Source organism: Mycolicibacter sp. MU0102, from assembly GCF_963378105.1.
Classification (GTDB): domain Bacteria; phylum Actinomycetota; class Actinomycetes; order Mycobacteriales; family Mycobacteriaceae; genus Mycobacterium; species Mycobacterium holstebronense.
Genome location: NZ_OY726398.1, coordinates 4,509,384 through 4,528,815 on the forward strand (window position 1 = coordinate 4,509,384; position 19,432 = coordinate 4,528,815).

Below are 19,432 nucleotides of genomic sequence, written 5' to 3' on the forward strand. Positions count from 1 at the left end.
CTAGTGCCGCGGACCGCGCCCGGCGTCCTCTGGCCTGAACGCCAGTTCTTCCCGCACGTGGTATCGGCGTCAGATTCTCGGTAGCGATTCGAGAGACAGGTATCCGCGCCATCAGCCGCCCGTGCGCATGCAGCGTCATCACCCGCCGGAGGGTCCGATCAGGCGACGGGCATCGGGCATCGGGCATCGGGCATCGGGCATCGGGCATCGGGCATCGGGCATCGGGCATCGGGCATCGGGCATCGGGCATCGGGCATCGGAGACGACCATCGCGGCCGGTCGAGAGACCCGGCCGCGATGGTTCGGCGGGTCGGGTTACGGGTTGTTCGCGCCGTTGGCGCCGGTGGCGGTCTGTCCGTCCTGGTTCTGGGCGTTGACCGCATAAACATCGCCCTCGGAACCGTTGCCGCCGGTAGCACCGGTACCGGTACCACCGTTGCCGCCCGTGGCCGTGGCATTGTCGGCCGACGGATGGTCGGACGACGTGCCACTGCTGTCGAGCCCCGCCGCGACGTTGCCATCAGCCCCGGCGCCGCCCGTGCCGCCGCTGACACCGGCGCCGCCGTCGCCGCCGGTGCCAGCGCTGCCGGTAGCACTGCTGTTCTCGCCCAGGGCGTTGACCCGACCAGATCCGGCATTACCGCCCTGGCCTGCGTTGCCGACACCGCCGTCACCGCCGTTGGCCGTGCCGCTGGCGACTGCGGCGGTCCCACCTGCCGCGATGCTGGCCTTGCCGCCATTACCGCCGTGTCCGCCGTTGTAGGCAGCGCCACCGTCACCGCCCGTCGACGTGCCGCTGACCGTCCCGCCATAGCCACCGGCGGTCGGGTTGCCGAAGAAGTAGGTGGTCTTAGAACTCTGGATGTCGGAGCTTCCCCCGTTACCGCCGACACTGCCGTTGCCGGTGGCCTCACCGCCGGAACCCCCGGTGGAGAGACCGTAGGAGTTGCCGCCGGGGCCGTTGGACTCCAGTTCACCCCAGGAGCCGGTTCCGCCGTGACCGCCGTTGATCCCGGCGCCGCCATCACCGCCGATCGCGATAGCGGAATTGCCGCCCCCGCCAACCGAGCCGCCAGCGACGTCGACGAGCAGCTCGCCCTTTCCTCCGTCACCGCCGATCCCGGCGTTGCCAAGCCCGCCAGCGCCGCCGTACGCCTCCCCGGTGATGCTGCTGCCGACCCCGGTCGCCCCGGCCACACCGACACCGCCGTCGCCACCCGAGCCGCCGTTCTGGCCGTAACCACCCTCGCCGCCCTTGACGGTGGTGTCAGTGATCTGCGCTCCGCCGGTCGCCGCGATGCCGGCCGCGCCGCCATCACCACCCGTGGCACCGACAGAGCCGTCGGTGTCCCCACCGTTACCGCCCGTCGCGTTGCTGCCGGAGATGAGGCTGCCCGTACCGGTGGCCGTCAGGCTCGCGGCACCGCCGGCAGCGGTGTCACTGGCATCGCCACCGGTGACCGTGCTGCCGGTGATGACGCCGCCACCGCTGACGGATGCCGTCGCCGCACCGCCCGCGAAATTGGCAGTGTTCTGACCACTGGTGATGGTGGTGTCGGTGATGCTGCTGCCAGCACCATCGACGACCAGCGAGTTATTGGCACCATTGGCACCGTTAACACCGTTGGGCCCGCCATTGAGGCCGTCGCCACCCTCGACGTGACCGTTGTTGATCGCACCGCCATTGAGCGCGGACATGCTCGCCGTGCCGCCGCCACCACCATCGCCGCCGGCCCCGGTCGCCGAGCCGGCGCCGCCGTCGCCACCGGTGCCGCCGGTCGCGGTGCTGTCCGACGAGATGGTGCCACCGGTGCTGGTGGACAGGCTGGCCGCGCCACCGTTTCCACCCTTGCCGCCGGCGAATCCGGTGCCACCGTTGCCGCCCTTGCCGCCGTCACCGCCGGTGACGGTGCCACTGGTGGTGCTCCCGCCGCTGATGCTGGCCGTCCCGCCGTTGCCGCCCGCGCCGCCGTTGGCGCCATCGCCACCGGTGCCGCCGTCGCCGCCGTTACCGCCGTTGATGCTGAGGCCGTTGTAGTCGGTGCCCGCGCCTACGTTCAGCGTCGCACCGATCCCGGTGCCACCCTTGCCGCCGATACCGCCGTTGGTACCGGCCGCTCCACCGTCACCACCGTTACCGCCGGACACCTGCCCGTTGGCGAAGCTGCCGCCACCGGTCACGTTCAGGGTCGCCACACCACCGGCGCCGCCGACGCTGCCACCGGTCCCGACGCCGGCGTCACCGGCTTGGACCGTGGTGTTGCTGACGGTGGTACCGCTGCCGTCGGCGGTGATCGTGGCATTGCCACCGACCGCGGTGGCGCTGTTCTGACCGCCTATCGCGTGGCTGTCGGAGACCGCTCCCCCGTTGGTGGCGTTCACGTCGGCTTGCCCACCCACACCTGTGGCCCCCGCGTCGGCGCCGATGGCAGAACTGTTGGTGATGGTCCCGTTGGTCGCCTGGAACTGCCCATGGCCACCGGCGACGGTGCCTGCCGAGTCGCCGCCGACAGCGGTGGCACCGGAGATGTTGCCGCCGCTGCCGGGGTCCCCGTAGGTTCCGGCGAAGACATACGCCTGACCACCCAGCGCACCAGTAGGGCCGACCACGTTCCTGTCGCCGCCGGCACCACCGGTGGCTGCGCTGTCGGTGGCGATACTGCCAGTGCCGTTCGCCACGATCCTGCCCTGACCACCGAATCCGGCGTGGCCACCGTTGGTCGCCGCACCGCCGTCACCTCCGATCGCGGTACCGGAGGCCTGACTGTTCACGCCGAAGGCTTGGACGTTGCCGATGGTGCCGTTGCCGCCGACACTGCCGGCACCGGTGCCGCTGCCGCCATTGCCGCTGTGCCCGATACCGCTGGCCTGTGCCCCGGCGGCGAACGCGCCCACCTGACCGCTGCTGCCATTGCCACCCTGGCCGCCCGCCAAACCGGCGCCGCCGTCGCCGCCAAGGCCGCTGCCGCTGGCTACGGCGCCAGTGCCGCCCGCGACCACACTGCCGATGCCGCCGTTGCCGCCCGTGCCTGCGCCGGTGGCCTCACCACCGTTACCGCCCTTGCCAATTCCGCTGGCCGAACCGTCGTTGCCGCCAATGCCCGTCCGGACAAAGCCGCCCTGAATACTGCCGCTGCCGCCGTTGCCGCCGGTACTGCCGACGCCGGTTGCATTGCCACCGGTGCCGCCGGAGCCATCACCCGAGGCACTACCACCGGTGCCACCTTCCACACCGGCGGTCACCGCGGAGTAACCACCGACGCCGCCCTTGCCGCCCGCGAATGCGTTGCCGCCGGAGCCGCCCGTCGCGGTGGCCGCGGTGACGCTGCCGCCCAGTGCGGCTGTGACGTCGGAATCAGCACCCTTGCCGCCAACGCTGCCGGCGCCGTCGCCGTTACCGCCGTTACCGCCGGTGGCGTCGCCGCTCGCCGTGCTGCCGCTACCGGCGGCCGTCACCCGGCCCGCGCCGCCGATGCCGCCGGTACCACCGTTGCCCGCAGTGCTGCCCGCACCGCCGTCGCCGCCGACTGCGTGGCCGCCGGTGACTTGACCTCCTGCGAGTGCCGTGACCACAGCACCACCGGCGTCACCACCGATACCGCCGTTGGCGCCACCTACGCCAGCCTTGCCGCCATCGGCGGAGCTGGTCGCCACCTTGCTGCCCGCGCCGTCGGCCGTGATCGTGGCCGACCCGCCGTTGGCGGTGGCGTTGCTGTCCTGTCCGGTGGCCTGGCTACCGGAGATGCTGGCGCCATTGGTCGCCTGCAGCAGCGCGATTCCGCCGTTGTGGCCGGCTCCGCCGTCTCCGCCGGTGGCACTGCTGTTGGTGATGGTGTCGCCGCCGGAAGTCACCGTGTTCGGGTCGCCGGCAAAGACCTGCGCCCGGCCACCCTGGCCGCCGTCGACCCCATGGGCGCTGTCACCGCCCTTGCCGCCGACCGCGGTGCCGTTGGTGATCGTGTCGCCCGTGGCGTTGGTCTGCACGTATGCCTGACCGCCCGCACCGCCGGCCTTGCCGGCTCCACCGGTGCCACCATTGCCACCGGTGGAGCTGCCATTGGTGATGGTGCTGTCCTGACCCAGTGCACGGACCCACCCCAGACCGCCGTCGCCGCCCTTGCTGCCCGAACCGTCACCGTCACCACCGTTACCGGCCTGCCCGGTCCCGCTGGCGTAAGTCCCATCGCCCAACGCCGCCACCTGGCCGTTCTGGCCGTTACCACCGGCGCCGCCATTGAGGCCGTCACCGCCGTTACCGCCGTGGCCGGTGCCACTGGCCTCCGCACCGGCACCACCGGCGTTGATGCTGCCGTAACTGCCGTTGCCGCCTTTGCCGCCACCCGTGGCATTGCCGCCGTCGCCACCGATCGCCGTGCCGTGTGCCGTACCGCCGGGCCCGCCCAGACCGCTGTGCGCCTCGCCGGCATCGATACCACCGTTGCCGCCCTTGCCACCCTGGCTGGTGGAATCGGTCCCGGTGCCACCCTTGCCACCGGTGGCCTGACCGTACGACGTGCCGTCCTGATGTGCTTCGACGCCACCGAGGCCACCCTTGCCGCCGCTGCCACCGTTGTTGCCGTCGCCACCGGCGCCACCCGTAGCGGTAGTGCCGGCCGGGTTGCCAGCGTCGACGATGACCTTGCCGCCGTCGGTGGCGGAGATGTAGCCGGTGTTCCCGTCGCCGCCGGTACCGCCGTTGCCCACGCCGCCGTCACCGCCGGTCGCGGTGCCGGTTGCGGCGCTGCCCACACCGTCGGCGGTGACAGTGCCGGTTCCGCCGACGCCTCCGTGGCCGCCGTCATTGCCTCCACCACCGCCACCGCCCTGGGCGGTGGCGCCGTCGACGCTGCCGCCGTTGGTGGCGCCGACAACGGCTTGCCCACCGGTGCCGCCGACACCGCCGTTGCCGTCGCCGGCCCCGGCGTCGCCACCGATCGCATGGCTGTTCGAGACGCTGCTGTTCGTGCCGGTTGCGATCATGGTTGCCGCACCGCCGGCAGCGGTCTCGCTGGCGTCGCCACCGGTCACCGAGCTGTGGGTGATGCTGCCGCCGCTGCCGACTGTCGCCGTGGCGGCGCCACCGGCGAAGTTCGCCGAGTCCAGACCGCTGCTGACCGTGAGGTCAGTAACGCTGCCGCCAGTGACCGTCAGCGAGTTATTCGCACCGTTGGCACCGTTGACGCCGTTGGGTCCGCCGTTGGTGGCGTCACCCCCGGTGACGTGACCGTCGGTGATGCTGCCACCGTCGGCGGTCATCGTGCCGCTGCCGCCGCTGCCGCCGTGGCCGCCGTTGGCCGTGGCGCTGCCGGCCCCGCCATTACCGCCGTTACCGCCGGTCGCGGTGCTGTCGGCGGAAATGGTCCCGCCGTTGGCGGTCGTGACGGTGCCGCTGCCGCCGCTGCCACCCGCGCCGCCGTCGAAGCCGTTGCCGCCCGCACCGCCGTCACCACCGTTACCGCCGATAGCAAGGCCGCTTCCGACCGAGGAAGTGCCGTAGCCGCCGCTGCCGCCGTTACCGCCGGCGCCGCCGTTGGTGCCGCCGTGGCCGCCGTTACCGCCGTTGCCGCCGGTGCTGCTGCCGGTCTGGCCGAGGCCACCGCCAATGCCGTTGCCGCCGTTACCGCCGTCGCTGCCGGCACCGTCGCCGCCGTTACCACCGTTGCCGCCGTCGCCGCCGGTACCGACCGCGTTAGTGGAGGTGACCCCGCCGGAAACCTGGACATTGCCCCAAGCGCCGACGCCTCCGTTGCCGCCGACCGCACCGTTGGTGCCGTTCAAGCCGCCGTCACCACCGTCGCCGCCGATCGCGGTGCCATTCGTGATGTGACTGCCTGTCGGACCCGCGTAATCAGTCACCTGAATCCACGCACGACCGCCGTCACCGCCGTTGCCGCCGAGGCCGTCACCGCCGTTGCCCGCGGTGCCTTGGCCGCTGACGCCCCCGTTGAAGCCGGCCATGTTGGCAGTACCACCGAGACCGCCAGTGACACCGGCACCGTCAGCGTCGCCACCATCACCGCCGGTCATGTTGCCGTTGACGGTAGCCCCGGTTCCGGCGGCTCGCACCGACCCATAACCGCCCTTACCGGCAATGCCGCCGTCACTGGCGTTGCCGCCGTCACCACCGTGAGCGGTACCGGTCGCAGTGCCGCCGGTCGGAGCTGTCGGCGCAATGCCCGCTCCGACCTGGCCGCCGCCGCCACCGCCACCGATGCTGCCGACGCCGGTGGCAGTGCCGCCGTTGCCGGCGATGGCGGTGCCGGTGGCGCTGCCATCCTCTGCGGCGGTAATCCTGCCGATGCCGCCGTTGCCACCGACACCGCCGTCAATGCCGACACCGCCGTTGCCACCTTGGCCCGTCCCGCTGGCGATGCCGCCTCCGATGGAGGTCACGACGTAGCCGCCGCCACCGTTACCCCCGGTGCCGCTGCCGCTAGCGGCTGCGCCGGTGCCGCCGGTGGCCTGACCGACGGCAACGGCACCCACGCCGTCAGCGGATATGAGTCCCTGACCACCCACGCCGCCGTTACCACCGGTGGCGGTGTCAGAGCCATTGCCGCCGGCACCACCGTCTTTGCCAACAGCGATGCCGCTGGCGGCACCACCGTTGGTGGCGACGACGGCCGCGCCGCCACCGCCACCGCCACCACCGCCGCCGTAGCCCGGTCCGCTACCGGTGCCCGCGGCACCCGCGCCACCGGCGCCACCGTTGCCGGCTGTCGCGGAGCTTCCGACGCCCGCGCCCTGAAGGATGCTGGCGCCCGCGCCACCCGCGCCACCGGCTCCGCCGGCCCCGTTCGCAGCACCGCCTACGCCGAGCCCCCCGGTGCCACCGTGACCGCCGGTGCCACCGGCCTGAACACCGGCCACGCCGGCGTAGCCGCCATACGAGCCGGCGGCAATGCCCTGCCCTTTACCGCCCTGACCGCCGGTGCCTCCGTCGCTGGTCGTGCCCGCGGTGCCATCTGAACCGTTGATGCCGCCCGTGCCCGTGCCCGAGCCGGCCGCGCCGCCGGCCCCCACCGCGCCACCGCTGGCACCGTTGCCGCCGTTGCCGCCGGCACCGGCCGTCGCGTTGCTACCGCCGCCGGCGCCGCCACCGCCGTTGCCCGCGGCGCCGGCGTTGCCGCCATTGCCGCCGTTACCGCCGTTGCCGTTGGTGCCGTCGGTGCTGGAGCCACCCACCGCGCCGCCACCACCGGCGCCACCGGCGCCGGCGTCGCCACCATCGGTGCCGGACTGCCCACTGCCCGCCGTGGCGGTGAAGCCTGTGCCGCCGTTGCCACCGTCGCCACCGCGGCTACCGCTGGAACCCTGTCCGCCATTGCCGCTGCTGCCGGCAGTACCCGACACCGAGCTGCCGCCGGCGCCACCGTTGCCGCCCTGACCGAACTGATACGGCGGAACGAACGTCAGCACACCACCGGCCCCATCGCCGCCGGCGCCACCATTACCGGCGTTCAGCGTCGCAGTGCCATCGCCACCGTTACCGCCGTGGCCGCCATCGGTGTTGACCCCGCCGTCACCACCCTTGCCGCCCTGGCCACCGTTGCCCGATCCGGCGGCATTGCCGCCGGCCGCACCCTCGCGGCCCACGCCGCCCCAGCCGCCGTCACCACCATTGCCGCCGTTGCCGACGAGCGTGGCGTCGCCGCCGGTGCCGCCGGTAGCCAGCGCGTTACCGCCGTTACCGCCGTTACCGCCGGCGCCACCAGTGCCGGTGGCCCCCAGAGCGTTACCGCCGACACCACCGGTGCCGCCCCAACCGCCCAGACCGCCCCAGCCGCCGTTGCCGCCGTTGCCGGTGCCCAGTGCATCGCCACCGTTGCCAGCCACCGAACCGGTGTCACCACCATTGCCGCCGTTGCCACCGGCGCCACCGTCACCGGCCACCGAGTCACCACCGCGGCCACCGACACCGCCACCCAGATGTGCCGTCCCGCCGGCGTCGCCGCCATTGCCGGCGTTACCCGCACCCGTGGCGTCACCGCCATCACCACCGTTGCCGCTGTGCCCGGCGTTGCCACCGTTACCGCCGGCGCCGCCAGTGCCGGTTCCCCACGCCTTACCGCCGTCACCGGCCGAACCCGAGTTCGGTCCGGCGCCGAACAGTGCATCTCCGCCGGACCCGCCGGTACCACCATTGCCGCCGTCACCACTGGCATTGGTGGCACTCGAGCCCGCACCAGCGTTACCGCCGTTACCACCGTTACCGGAGTTGCCGCCCTTGCCTCCGTCACCGGAGCCCAGGGCGTCGCCGCCGCGACCGCCACCACCGGAGGTGCCGCCGTCGCCACCATTGCCGCCCACCTGGCCGGCACCGTTGGGACCGGAGTTACCGGCGCTACCAGCACCACCATCGCCACCACTACCGCCGACACCACCGGCGCCACCATTACCGGTCCCACGGCCCGTGCCACCGGCACCACCGACGCCACCGTTACCACCATTGCCACCGGTGTTTCCGGCCTGGCCCGCCCCGGCCACCGCGCCCGCGTTACCCGTCGCACCATTGCCACCGCGGCCACCGACGCCGCCGGCCTGGTCGAGGCCCGCGTCACCACCGGCACCACCGGCGCCACCGTTCTGGCCGGTCACACCATCAGCGGCAAAGCCCTGACCGTCACCACCGATACCGCCATTGGCGCCGCCGCTGGACGTGCCCGCAGCGCCGTTACCACCGGCGGTGCCGGCAGTGCCCGCGCCCGTACCGGCGAGGCCGCCGGAACCGGCCGTGCCGCCGTCGGCGCCGTCGCCGCCGCGACCACCACTGCCTGCGGTGTTCCCACCGCCGCCACCGGCACCGTCGCCGCCCTTACCGGCCGTACCGGCATTGCCACCGCTGCTGCCGTTGCCGCCGTTGCCGTTGGTGGTGCTGCCACTGCCGCCGTCGCCGCCATTGGCGCCGTTACCACCGGCCCCGGCGTTACCACCATTGGTGCCGCTGCCGCCGCTGCCGGCCGTGGCGCTGGTCCCGGCCACACCGTTGCCGCCCGTGCCCGCAGCGCCGGCGTTGCCGCCGTTGCCGCCGATGACACCATCGCCGCCCTTACCGCCGGCGCCGGCGTCACCCCCGGCCGTGCCGCTGTCACCCGGGTTGACCCCAGAAGTGCCAGTCGCGCCGTTACCACCCCCGCCGCCGTTACCGGCCTGACCGGGGTGGTAGTCATCCGGCGTGGCGTAGTCGTTGGTGCCGGCACCGGCGTTACCACCGTCGCCGCCTCGACCGCCGCTACCGCCGTCCTTACCGCTGCCCGCGGCGGCTGTACCGCCGTTGCCGCCCTGGCCGCCGTTGCCGGCCCAACCACCGGTGCCCAGGTTGCCGGTCTGGCCGCCGTCAGTGCCCGCGCCACCCTGACCGGCGCCGCCACCGTCGCCGCCGGCACCACCGTTACCACCGTCCAGGCCACTGCCAGCCGCGGCGTTAGCACCGGAAGCACCGCCACCGCCCTGACCGCCCTGACCGCCCCGGCCACCGTTGCCGCCGCCGATGCCAGCGATGCCCTGACCACCGGCACCACCGTCACCGGCCTGACCACCCTTGCCGCCCGCCAGGCCGTTGCCGTCCACATCACGCAGGCCGTTGACCGCGCCCTGGCCGCCCCGGCCACCTAAGCCACCATCACCACCAGTGCCGTCAGTGCCGTCGGAGCCGCCGTTGTGTCCGGCGCCCCCGGCGCCCGCGTTGCCGCCGTCGCCACCATCAGTGCCGGCACCACCATTACCGCCCGAACCCCACTTACCGACACCACCGGTGCCGCCCTCACCACCGGTACCACCGGACCCGCCGGCACCACCGTTGGTGGCGTTCGTGCCGACACCGGCCTCACCACCGGTCCCACCGTTTCCGCCGGCACCGGCCGCACCCGCCGCCAAGCCGTCGAGACCGCCGGCGTAGTTGCCCGAACCGCCGTGGCCGCCGTGGCCACCGGTCCCACCGTTTCCGGCGTTACCGCCGTCGGTGGCAATCAGGCCAGAGCCACCGGCGCCGCCGTTACCGCCGTTACCGCCGCCACCAGCGTTGCCGCCGACACCGTCCGCACCGCCGGCGTCGCCACCGGTACCGCCGATGCCACCGTTGCCGCCGTCGCCACCACTACCGGCCTCACCGGCATCACCCTGGACACCCGTGTTGCCGATGCCGTTGTTCAGAGCCCCCGCGGCACCGCCATTGCCGCCGGCACCACCGTCTCCACCGATCCCGCCCGCGCCGCCGTTCTTGTCCAGCGTCGGGTGCAGGCCCAGGGCGTGATCAGCGCCTTGGCCACCGTTGCCACCGTCACCACCGTCGGCACCGGCACCACCCTTGCCGCCACTACCGGCGTTACCGGCCAAAGAGCCGCTGGCGCCACCGGCACCTCCATTACCGCCCGCGCCACCCGCCTGGCCCGCACCGCCGGCATGACCCGCGTCAGTTACCGGAGCACCCGCGTTGACGTTGCCGTAGCTGGTTCCGTCAGCGCCGATCACACCGTCACCACCGGAGCCACCATTGCCGCCGCTGCCGCGGCTGCCACCATCGCCACCGGCACCGCCGCTACCGCCACGGTCACCGGCGTTCACGCCGTTGAAGCCGTCACCGCCATTGCCCCCGCTGCCGGCGATACCGGTGATCTCGGTGCCATCCGTCCCGGTCCCACCGCTCGTGGAACCCGTTCCCGCGGTGCCCGCCTGGCCGGCGGTGCCGACCTCGCCGCCCTGGCCACCATTGCCGGCGTCGACGTGGGTGGCATCGCCATCAGCACCTCGGCCACCATCACCGGCCGTACCCGCATCGCCGCCATCACCGGCGTCACCACCGGCACCGGTGGCACCGTTCAAGCCGCCGCCGGTCGAGGTACCCCCGACGCCGCCCTTGCCGCCGTTGCCGCCATTGCCGCCACTACCGCCGGAGCCGCCAGAGCCGCCGTTGCCGCTGCCGCCATTGGCGAACGTGCCTTGGGCGCCGGTGGCCCCGTTACCGCCGCTACCACCGTCACCTGCGTTGCCGCCCGCACCGCCGGTTCCACCGACGAAGCCCGTTCCACCGGCCCCGCCGTCGCCGCCGGCCCCGCCGTTACCACCGCTTTCACCCGAATCACCGGCATTGGCACCGCTGGCACCGACGTACCCGGCGCCACCCTTACCGCCGGCGCCGCCGTTACCGCCGTTGCCCTGCGCGGCGTGAGTGGTGTTGTCGGCTTCCAGGCCGCCCGCGCCACCGTTGCCACCGGCACCGCCCTTGCCGCCGGCCGTGCCGTCGGGGTCGGCTTGGGTGCCCGCATTGCCCGCGGCACCGGTCTTTCCGTCGCCACCGCTACCGCCAACCCCCGCAGTGCCGTCAGTGGCGTGTCCGCCCCCGACCTGCTGGCCGCCATGCCCGGCGTTACCACCGACACCGCCATTGCCACCGGAAGTGCCCGCAGCCGCCGACCCATCGGAGGCCGCGTCATAACCGCCGCCACCGGCACCACCATTGCCGCCCTTACCGGCCGAACCATTGCCACCGCTCGCGGCGTGGTTGCCGCCACCGGAGTCACCACCGGCGCCGCCGGCACCGGCGTTACCACCATTGCCACCATTGCCACCCGCACCACCGGTGCGATCCTCGGCAGTGCCGGTGCTGCCGGTGCCGCCATTGGCGCCATCGGTGCCGCTACCGCCCTTGCCACCCACACCACCAGCGCCATGCGCACCCGGGTTGGCACCCGTACCCCCGGCGCCACCATCGCCACCGGCACCACCATTTGTGCCCGAAACACCCGCGGCCGCACCCTCGCCCACCGCGTCATACCCGGCACCACCCTTACCACCAGCACCACCGGCACCACCGTTGCCCTGCGCCGCATGCGTGCTGCCGTCAGCCTGCAAACCACCGGCGCCGCCGTTACCGCCTGCGCCACCGGCCTGACCGATACCGCCGGCCACACCTGCAGTGTGGCTGTCAGCACCATTGGCACCGGCCTTGCCGCCGCCACCATTGCCACCGACACCGGCCGTGCCATCGGCAGCGTGTCCGCCCCCGACCTGCTGGCCGCCATGCCCGGCGTTGCCACCGACCCCGCCATTGCCACCGGAAGTGCCCGCAGCCGCCGCCCCATCGGAGGCCGCGTCATAACCGCCGCCACCGGCACCACCATTGCCGCCCTTACCGGCCGAACCATTGCCACCGCTCGCAGCGTGGTTGCCGCCACCGGAGTCACCACCGGCGCCGCCGGCACCGGCGTTACCACCATTGCCACCATTGCCACCCGCACCACCGGTGCGATCCTGCGCGGTGCCGGTGCTGCCGGTGCCGCCATTGGCGCCATCGGTGCCGCTACCGCCCTTGCCACCCACACCACCGGCGCCATGCGCACCCGGGTTGGCACCACTTCCGCCGGCGCCACCGTCACCACCAACACCACCATTGGTGCCCGAAGTGCCGGCCGCTGCGCCCGCAAGGACCGCGTCATACCCGGCACCACCCTTGCCACCAGCACCACCATTGCCGCCGACACCAGCAGTGGCGTGCGTGGTGCCATCGACCTGCAAGCCGCCCAGGCCCCCGTTGCCGCCGGCGCCACCGGAACCACCATTGCCACCGGCAACGCCCGCGGTGCTGGAGTTGGCACCGTCGAAGCCCTTACCACCCTGACCGCCGGCACCACCCACACCCGCGGTACCAGCGGTTCCATCGAGGGCCTTGCCAACACCGTCGCCGTTGGCGCCACCGGTCCCGGCCTTGCCGGCGTTACCACCGGCACCACCATTACCGCCGGCGGTGCCGTTCACGTTGCTGGCCGTGCCATCGGTACCGGCCGAACCCGCGGCACCTGCGCCACCGTTGCCGCCGTTGCCACCGACGCCACCCGCGCCGGCCGTGCCGTCGTTGGTGCCCTGCCCACCGGCGCCACCGGCACCACCGTTACCCCCGGCCCCACCGTTGGTGCCGCTGCCACCCGGCGTGGCTCCGATGACGCCCGCGAGGCCCGTCCCGCCCTTACCGCCGGCGCCACCGTTGCCGCCATCGCCCTGGGCGGCATGTGTCCCGTCGGTTTCCAGACCGCCCTGGCCACCGTCACCACCGGCGCCACCAGCGCCGCCATTGGTGCCGTCCACATGTCCGGTGGTGCCATCGATGCCGGCGAAGCCTGTGCCACCGGCACCACCCTTGCCGCCGACACCGGCCGAACCGTCGTTGCCGCTGCCGGCGTTGGTGCCATCGCCGTTGTCGCCGCCGGCGCCGCCCTTGCCGGCGTTGCCACCGGCCCCGCCGGTCTGACCCGCCGTACCGTCCACGTGGGTTGCCGTGCCGGCAAGACCGGCCGCGCCCGTGGCGCCGTCACCACCCGAGCCGCCGTCCCCGCCGACGCCACCGGCGCCGTGCGCTCCTGCGTTGGTGCCGGTTCCGCCGACACCACCGGCGCCACCGGCGCCACCATTGCCGCCGTTCTCCCCGGCCGCACCGAACCCAGCGCCATCCAAGCCCTCGTAGCCGGCGCCGCCCTTGCCGCCGGCACCACCGTTGCCGCCGTCGCCATCAGCGGCCCGGGTGTTGTCGGCTTTCAGGCCGCCCTGGCCGCCGTTGCCACCTGCGCCACCGGCCTGACCTGCAGTGCCGTTCGGGTTGGCCTGGCTACCATCGGTGCCGTTACCGCCGTCCTTGCCGTCACCACCGTTGCCGCCGACACCGGCAGCGCCTGCGGCCGCGCGAGAACCGTTGGCCTCCAAACCGCCGACGCCGGCGTTACCGCCGACGCCACCATTGCCGCCCGCGGTGCCCGCCGCCGCGGCCACGTCGGCGGCGGCGTCATAGCCGGCACCGCCGACACCACCGCTGCCGCCCTTACCGGCCGACCCGCTGAGACCGGTCGCGGCATGGTTGCCATTGCCGGAGTCACCACCGGCGCCGCCGGCACCGGCGTTACCGCCGTTGCCTCCGTTGCCGCCCGCGCCACCATCGGGGTTGGTGGCGTCTCCGGCGGTTCCGGCCCCGCCATTGGCGCCATCGGTGCCCGAGCCGCCCTTGCCGCCGACGCCGCCGGCGCCGTGAGCCCCCGCCGTCGAACCGGTGCCGCCGACACCGCCGTCGCCGCCGGCACCACCATTGCCGCCTGAAATACCCGGGCCGGCACCGGCACCCAGGGCGTCATAGCCGACGCCGCCCTTGCCGCCGGCGCCACCATCGCCACCGACGCCGTCCACCGCACGCGTGGTGCCGTCGGCCTGCAAGCCACCCTGCCCGCCGTTACCACCGGCGCCACCATTCGTACCGGCCTTGCCATCAGGATCCAGCGCGCTGCCCGCGGCACCGGCCGCACCGTCCTTGCCGTCGCCCCCAGCGCCACCGGCACCGGCGGTGCCCGCCGCCGCATGCGTGCCATCAACGCGCAGACCACCCAGACCCGCATCACCACCGGCACCACCATTGCCACCAGCCGTACCCGCCGCAGCGGTGCCATCCGAGGCCGCGTCATAACCCGCACCACCGGTACCACCGCTGCCGCCCTTACCGGCCGTGCCCGCCGTGCCGCTGCCGGCCTGACCACCAGCGCCCTGACCACCGAGACCGCCATGCCCGGCGTTGCCACCAGTGCCGCCGGCCTCACCCGCGCCACCGTCCACATGCGTCGCAGTCCCGTCCGCGCCGTCAGCGCCGTCGAGACCCTCACCACCGCTACCACCGTTGCCACCCACACCGCCGGCACCCTGGGAGCCGGCCGCGCCCGCGGCAGCATTGGGTATGAACCAGCCGCCGGCGCCACCGGCACCGGCCGTACCCGCGGCACCACCATTGCCGCCTACTCCACCATTGCCACCACCGGTGCCGTCGACGTCGAGACTGGTGCCATCGGCTCCCTCGGCACCCGCACCGCCGGCACCGCCCTTACCGCCGTCACCGGCCGCGCCGCCCTTACCGCCGGCGCCGAACCAGTACGAACCCCGGCCACCAGCGCCGCCGTTACCGCCGGCACCACCCTTGCCGCCGTTACCTCCGTTGCCATCGCCACCGTTGGCGAAGCTGCCGGCCAACCCGGCCGCACCGGCAACCCCGTCACCGCCCTGGCCGCCGACGCCCGCCGTGCTGAACAGACCCCACAGCGCAGCATCACCACCGATGCCACCGGTTCCACCGACGCCACCGACCGTGGTCGCGTCGCCGCCGGCACCACCGTCACCTCCGTGGCTGAACCAGGCGAACAGACCCGCGGCGCCACCGTCACCACCGTCACCACCGTCAATGCCATCACCGCCGGCACCACCGTCGCCGCCGAAGAGGCCGCCCTGGCCACCGTTGCCACCGTCGTCGCTGGCGCCGGTGCCGTCGGCGTCCCAGCCCGCGCCGCCACTGCCGTAGATCCAGCCGCCGGCGCCACCGTCGGGGTTAGCGGCCGTGCCGTCCGCACCATCACCAAACGGCATCAGCCAGTTGATGTCCCCCCAATTAAAGGACGCATCGGCAGAGCCGGGCAGATCCAGCGAGGCCGCACCGATGCCGGCCAGATTCAGATCAGCCAGGATTGCATCCCACATGGCCGGCTCACCCAAGCCGTCGAAGAACGGCGTCCAACTCCCCGGATCGAAGACCACCGCCCAGGCGGCCTGGTCGCCCCAGTCGGCGCTCAGATCCGCAACGGCCGTCCCCAGGTCAGGACCGAACAGATCCACCCACACGTCTTCGATATCGGCGTGAGCGGTGGGCGTGGCCGCCAGCGGTGCCATGCCGAACGTCAGGAACGCGCTCACCGCGGTTCCGGCGCCGAATACCCGGCTGCGACGAGCCTTAGATCCCCCTTGACGATGACTAGCCATGACCCGTATCCCCTTTAGCCGAACTTAGCTGGCGCACAATGGCAGCTCAGTAATCGTGATGAACCGTTACGTTAACAGCGATTCTTGTACAGTCAACCCTTTTCCGCCTGAACAGACTGGCGAGCTCGCCAGGGGCTTGCGACCTGTAATTCTGGTTAGCAGGACTGCATAAGTGGACTTATTATGCGAGGTGCGAATCGGGAGTTCACAGCCATCCGCCAGGTTAACGACTATTCTTTAACGCTCAGCAAATGCATAGCCCGTGTAAAAACGTTTGCTGGGTAAGCACAGCGGAGCCGGCCGCGCCGTAGCGGCGGCGGGCCGACTTCCGGCCACGGCAGCCTGCCCTCGGTCGCGGCGGGGCTTGCCGCACAATGCGGCAAGCCCGACGTTGAGTAACACCTGGAATGTCTTCTGACACAACGGCCCTGTCGCGAATAAGTTCACGTTTCAGAGTAACTACGCTCGGACATGGACGGACACAGCCGAATTGACGTCGGACAAAACGATAGGGACCCGGTGGCCAAGGCCGCGGTGGCGTCGCACGTGAAAGGCACTGACCGCCAACGGACCTGATCCTGCTCACATACCTTCAGCGATGCGGCTACGAGCCGCCCCTGGCGCACGTGACCACTCAAGGAAAGATGTCCGGCCGGCCGCAGCCGTCAACCCCACAAACGAATCAGCACCGGCTGCGCCAGTGGCGCAACCGGTGCTGAACCGGATAGCTACGGAATTACTGCTGCTGGCAGAGGTTGTCCAGGACGTCGATCTGCCCGCGCAGCTGGTCGCGCAGCGGCTGCTGGACGGCGTCCTCGGGCGAGTGCCCGGCCAGGTAGTTGATGCTCAGCGCCTCGAGGGTGTCAGCCATGTCGCCAACGGCCTTCGACAGGTCGGCCGGGGTGGCCGGGTTGGCCTCAAGGTTCTGGTGCAGGAAGGCGCCGCCGGCGAACAGCGAAAGTCGCGCGTTGGTGCCCACCGCCAGGTCACCGGCCAGGTCGCCCGGGACCGGGTTCTGCAGGTTGGTGTTGAACTGCGTGCCCTGACGCACGACGGCCTGCGCCTCGCAGATCTTGCCCTTGGCGTCGGCGCGCTGGTCGTCGGAGAACTTCTGGCTAGTCGACGGGTGGAACCAACCGAGAATGGCCAAAACGATGCCGATCACGGCCAGCGCCAACGCGGCGATCGTGGGCACCGACAACGCCGATGCACTGGTGGAAGATTGCGGAAAACCCGCGCTCTTGGGCTTGGCAGACGAAGATTCACTCGCAGGAGTCTCAGGCATTGCGCGATCGTAGCGGGACAGCTCGCATTAGTCACGCGCAACCAGGATCCGGCGCGTTGCCGGTACCCTCATGTGCGATGTTGAGCACCGAGCTGCAGACCACACCACGCCGCCTCACCGGTTGGGGCCGCACCGCGCCGAGCGTGGCGCAGGTGTTGTCGACCCCCGACGTCGAGGTCATCGCCAAGGCGGTGGCGCGGGCGGCCGACTCCGGAAACCGGGGCGTGATCGCGCGGGGCCTGGGCCGGTCTTACGGCGACAACGCCCAGAACGGCGGCGGCCTGGTGGTCGACATGACCGCGCTGAACCGGATCCACTCGATCTCCTCGGACCGCGGTGTCGTCGATGTCGACGGCGGGGTGAGCCTGGATCAGTTGATGAAGGCGGCATTGCCCTTCGGGTTGTGGGTGCCGGTGCTGCCCGGGACTCGCCAGGTCACCATCGGTGGAGCGATCGCCTGCGACATCCACGGCAAGAACCACCACAGTGCGGGCAGCTTCGGCAACCACGTGGTGTCGATGGAGTTGCTGACCGCAGACGGTTCGGTGCGGCACCTGACTCGAGACGGTGACGAGGCTGCATTGTTCTGGGCCACGGTCGGCGGCAACGGCCTGACCGGGATCATCCTGCGCGCCACGATTGCCATGACGCCGACCGAGACGGCGTACTTCATCAACGACGGCGACAACACCACCACTCTCGACGAGACCATCGCCTTCCACAGCGACGGCAGCGAAGCCGACTACACCTATTCCAGTGCATGGTTCGACGCGATCAGCCCGCCGCCGAAACTGGGCCGCGCCACCATCACCCGCGGACGGCTGGCCTTGCGCGACGAGCTGCCGAAGAAGCTGGCCCGCAATTCGCTGAAGTTCGACGCGCCGCAGTTGATGACGGTGCCCGACATCTTCCCCAACGGGTTGATGAACAAGGTGAGCCTGAGCGCCATCGGTGAGCTGTACTACCGTCGCGGCGGCCACTATCGCGGCAAGGTGCAGAATCTGACGCAGTTCTATCACCCGCTGGACCTACTTGGTGAGTGGAACCGCGGCTACGGGCCGGCCGGCTTCGCCCAATACCAGTTCCTGGTGCCCACCGAGGCCGTCGAGGAGTTCAAGAGCATCATCATCGACATCCAGGCCAGCGGGCACTATTCGGCGCTCAACGTGTTCAAGCTGTTCGGACCGGGAAACGAAGCGCCGCTGAGCTTCCCGATGCCCGGCTGGAACGTGTGCCTGGACTTCCCGATGAAACCCGGCGTCAACGAGCTGCTCAACGAGCTGGACCGCCGCGTGCTGGAGTTCGGCGGCCGGCTCTACACCGCCAAGGACTCTCGCACCACAGCGGAGAATTTCCACGCCATGTACCCGCGGATCGACGAATGGATCGCGGTGCGCCGCAAGGCGGACCCCGACGGGATCTTCGCCTCCGATATGGCCCGACGTTTGGAGCTTCTGTAGATGGTGTTCGACGCAACCGGAAACCCCCAGTCGATTCTGCTGCTGGGCGGCACGTCCGAGATCGGCCTGGCGATCTGTGCGCGCTACCTGCGCAATGCCTCGGCGAGCGTGATCTTGGCCTGCCTGCCCGGTGATCCCGGCCGGGACGGCGCCGTGGCGGCGATGGAGGCGGCCGGCGCGAAGTCGGTGCGGATCGTCGACTTCGACGCGCTGGACACCGCGAGCCACCCGGCGATGATCGACTCCGCTTTCGGCGCCGGCGATATAGATGTGGCGATCGTGGCATTCGGCATGGACGCCGACGCCGAGGAGCTCTGGCACAACCAGGCCAAGGCGGTTCAGGTCGCGCAGATCAACTACACCGCAGCGGTATCGGTGGGTGTGCTGCTCGCCGGCAAGATGGGCACTCAGGGCTTCGGGCAGATCATCGCGATGAGCTCGGTGGCCGGTGAGCGAGTGCGCCGGACCAACTTCGTCTACGGCTCCACCAAGGCCGGGCTCGACGGCTTCTATCTCGGCCTGGGCGAGGCGCTTCGCGAAGACGGGGTACGGGTGCTGGTGATCCGGCCCGGCCAGGTGCGCACCCGATTCTCCGCGCACGTCAAAGAGGCGCCGTTGACCGTCGACAAGGAAGACGTCGCCGAACTGGCGGTGGCCGCAGCCGCCAAGGGCAAGGAGATCGTCTGGGCGCCAGGGGCGTTCCGCTACGTCATGATGGTGCTTCGGCACGTTCCACGGGCGATCTTCCGCCGGTTGCCGATCTAACCGATGAGCCGCGCCGGTCTCGTGCGTCACACACGTCACGCGGGGGAAGGCTGCGGTGCGTTGCCCACCTTCGAGCGACAACGGTTGTCGCTCCAAGCCGGGCAATCGACATATATCTGTTTCCTGGTGACAGTTGGGACTGGTGGTG

Annotated in this window: 4 protein-coding genes; 2 read left to right on the top strand and 2 right to left on the bottom strand. The window is 71.7% G+C overall.

Going from position 1 to position 19,432, the window contains the following annotated elements; translation table 11 throughout:
• Nucleotides 1–315: 315 nt before the first annotated feature.
• Entirely contained in the window at nucleotides 316–15,774 is a 15,459-nt protein-coding gene (locus RCP37_RS21050) for a beta strand repeat-containing protein (RefSeq protein WP_308484860.1), read from the bottom strand.
• 736 nt (nucleotides 15,775–16,510) lie between these two features.
• The gene (locus tag RCP37_RS21055) at nucleotides 16,511–17,059 is read right to left on the bottom strand and encodes a hypothetical protein (protein ID WP_308484861.1); all 549 of its coding nucleotides are present in this window, start codon (nucleotides 17,057–17,059) and stop codon (nucleotides 16,511–16,513) included.
• Between the two features lie 77 nt (nucleotides 17,060–17,136).
• Between RCP37_RS21055 and RCP37_RS21060 the strand changes: the two genes are divergently transcribed.
• Complete coding sequence (locus RCP37_RS21060; protein ID WP_308484862.1) at nucleotides 17,137–18,519, top strand: decaprenylphosphoryl-beta-D-ribose oxidase; 1,383 nt, start codon at nucleotides 17,137–17,139, stop codon at nucleotides 18,517–18,519.
• Complete coding sequence (locus tag RCP37_RS21065) at nucleotides 18,520–19,284, top strand: decaprenylphospho-beta-D-erythro-pentofuranosid-2-ulose 2-reductase (RefSeq protein WP_308484863.1); 765 nt, start codon at nucleotides 18,520–18,522, stop codon at nucleotides 19,282–19,284.
• Nucleotides 19,285–19,432 lie beyond the last annotated feature (148 nt).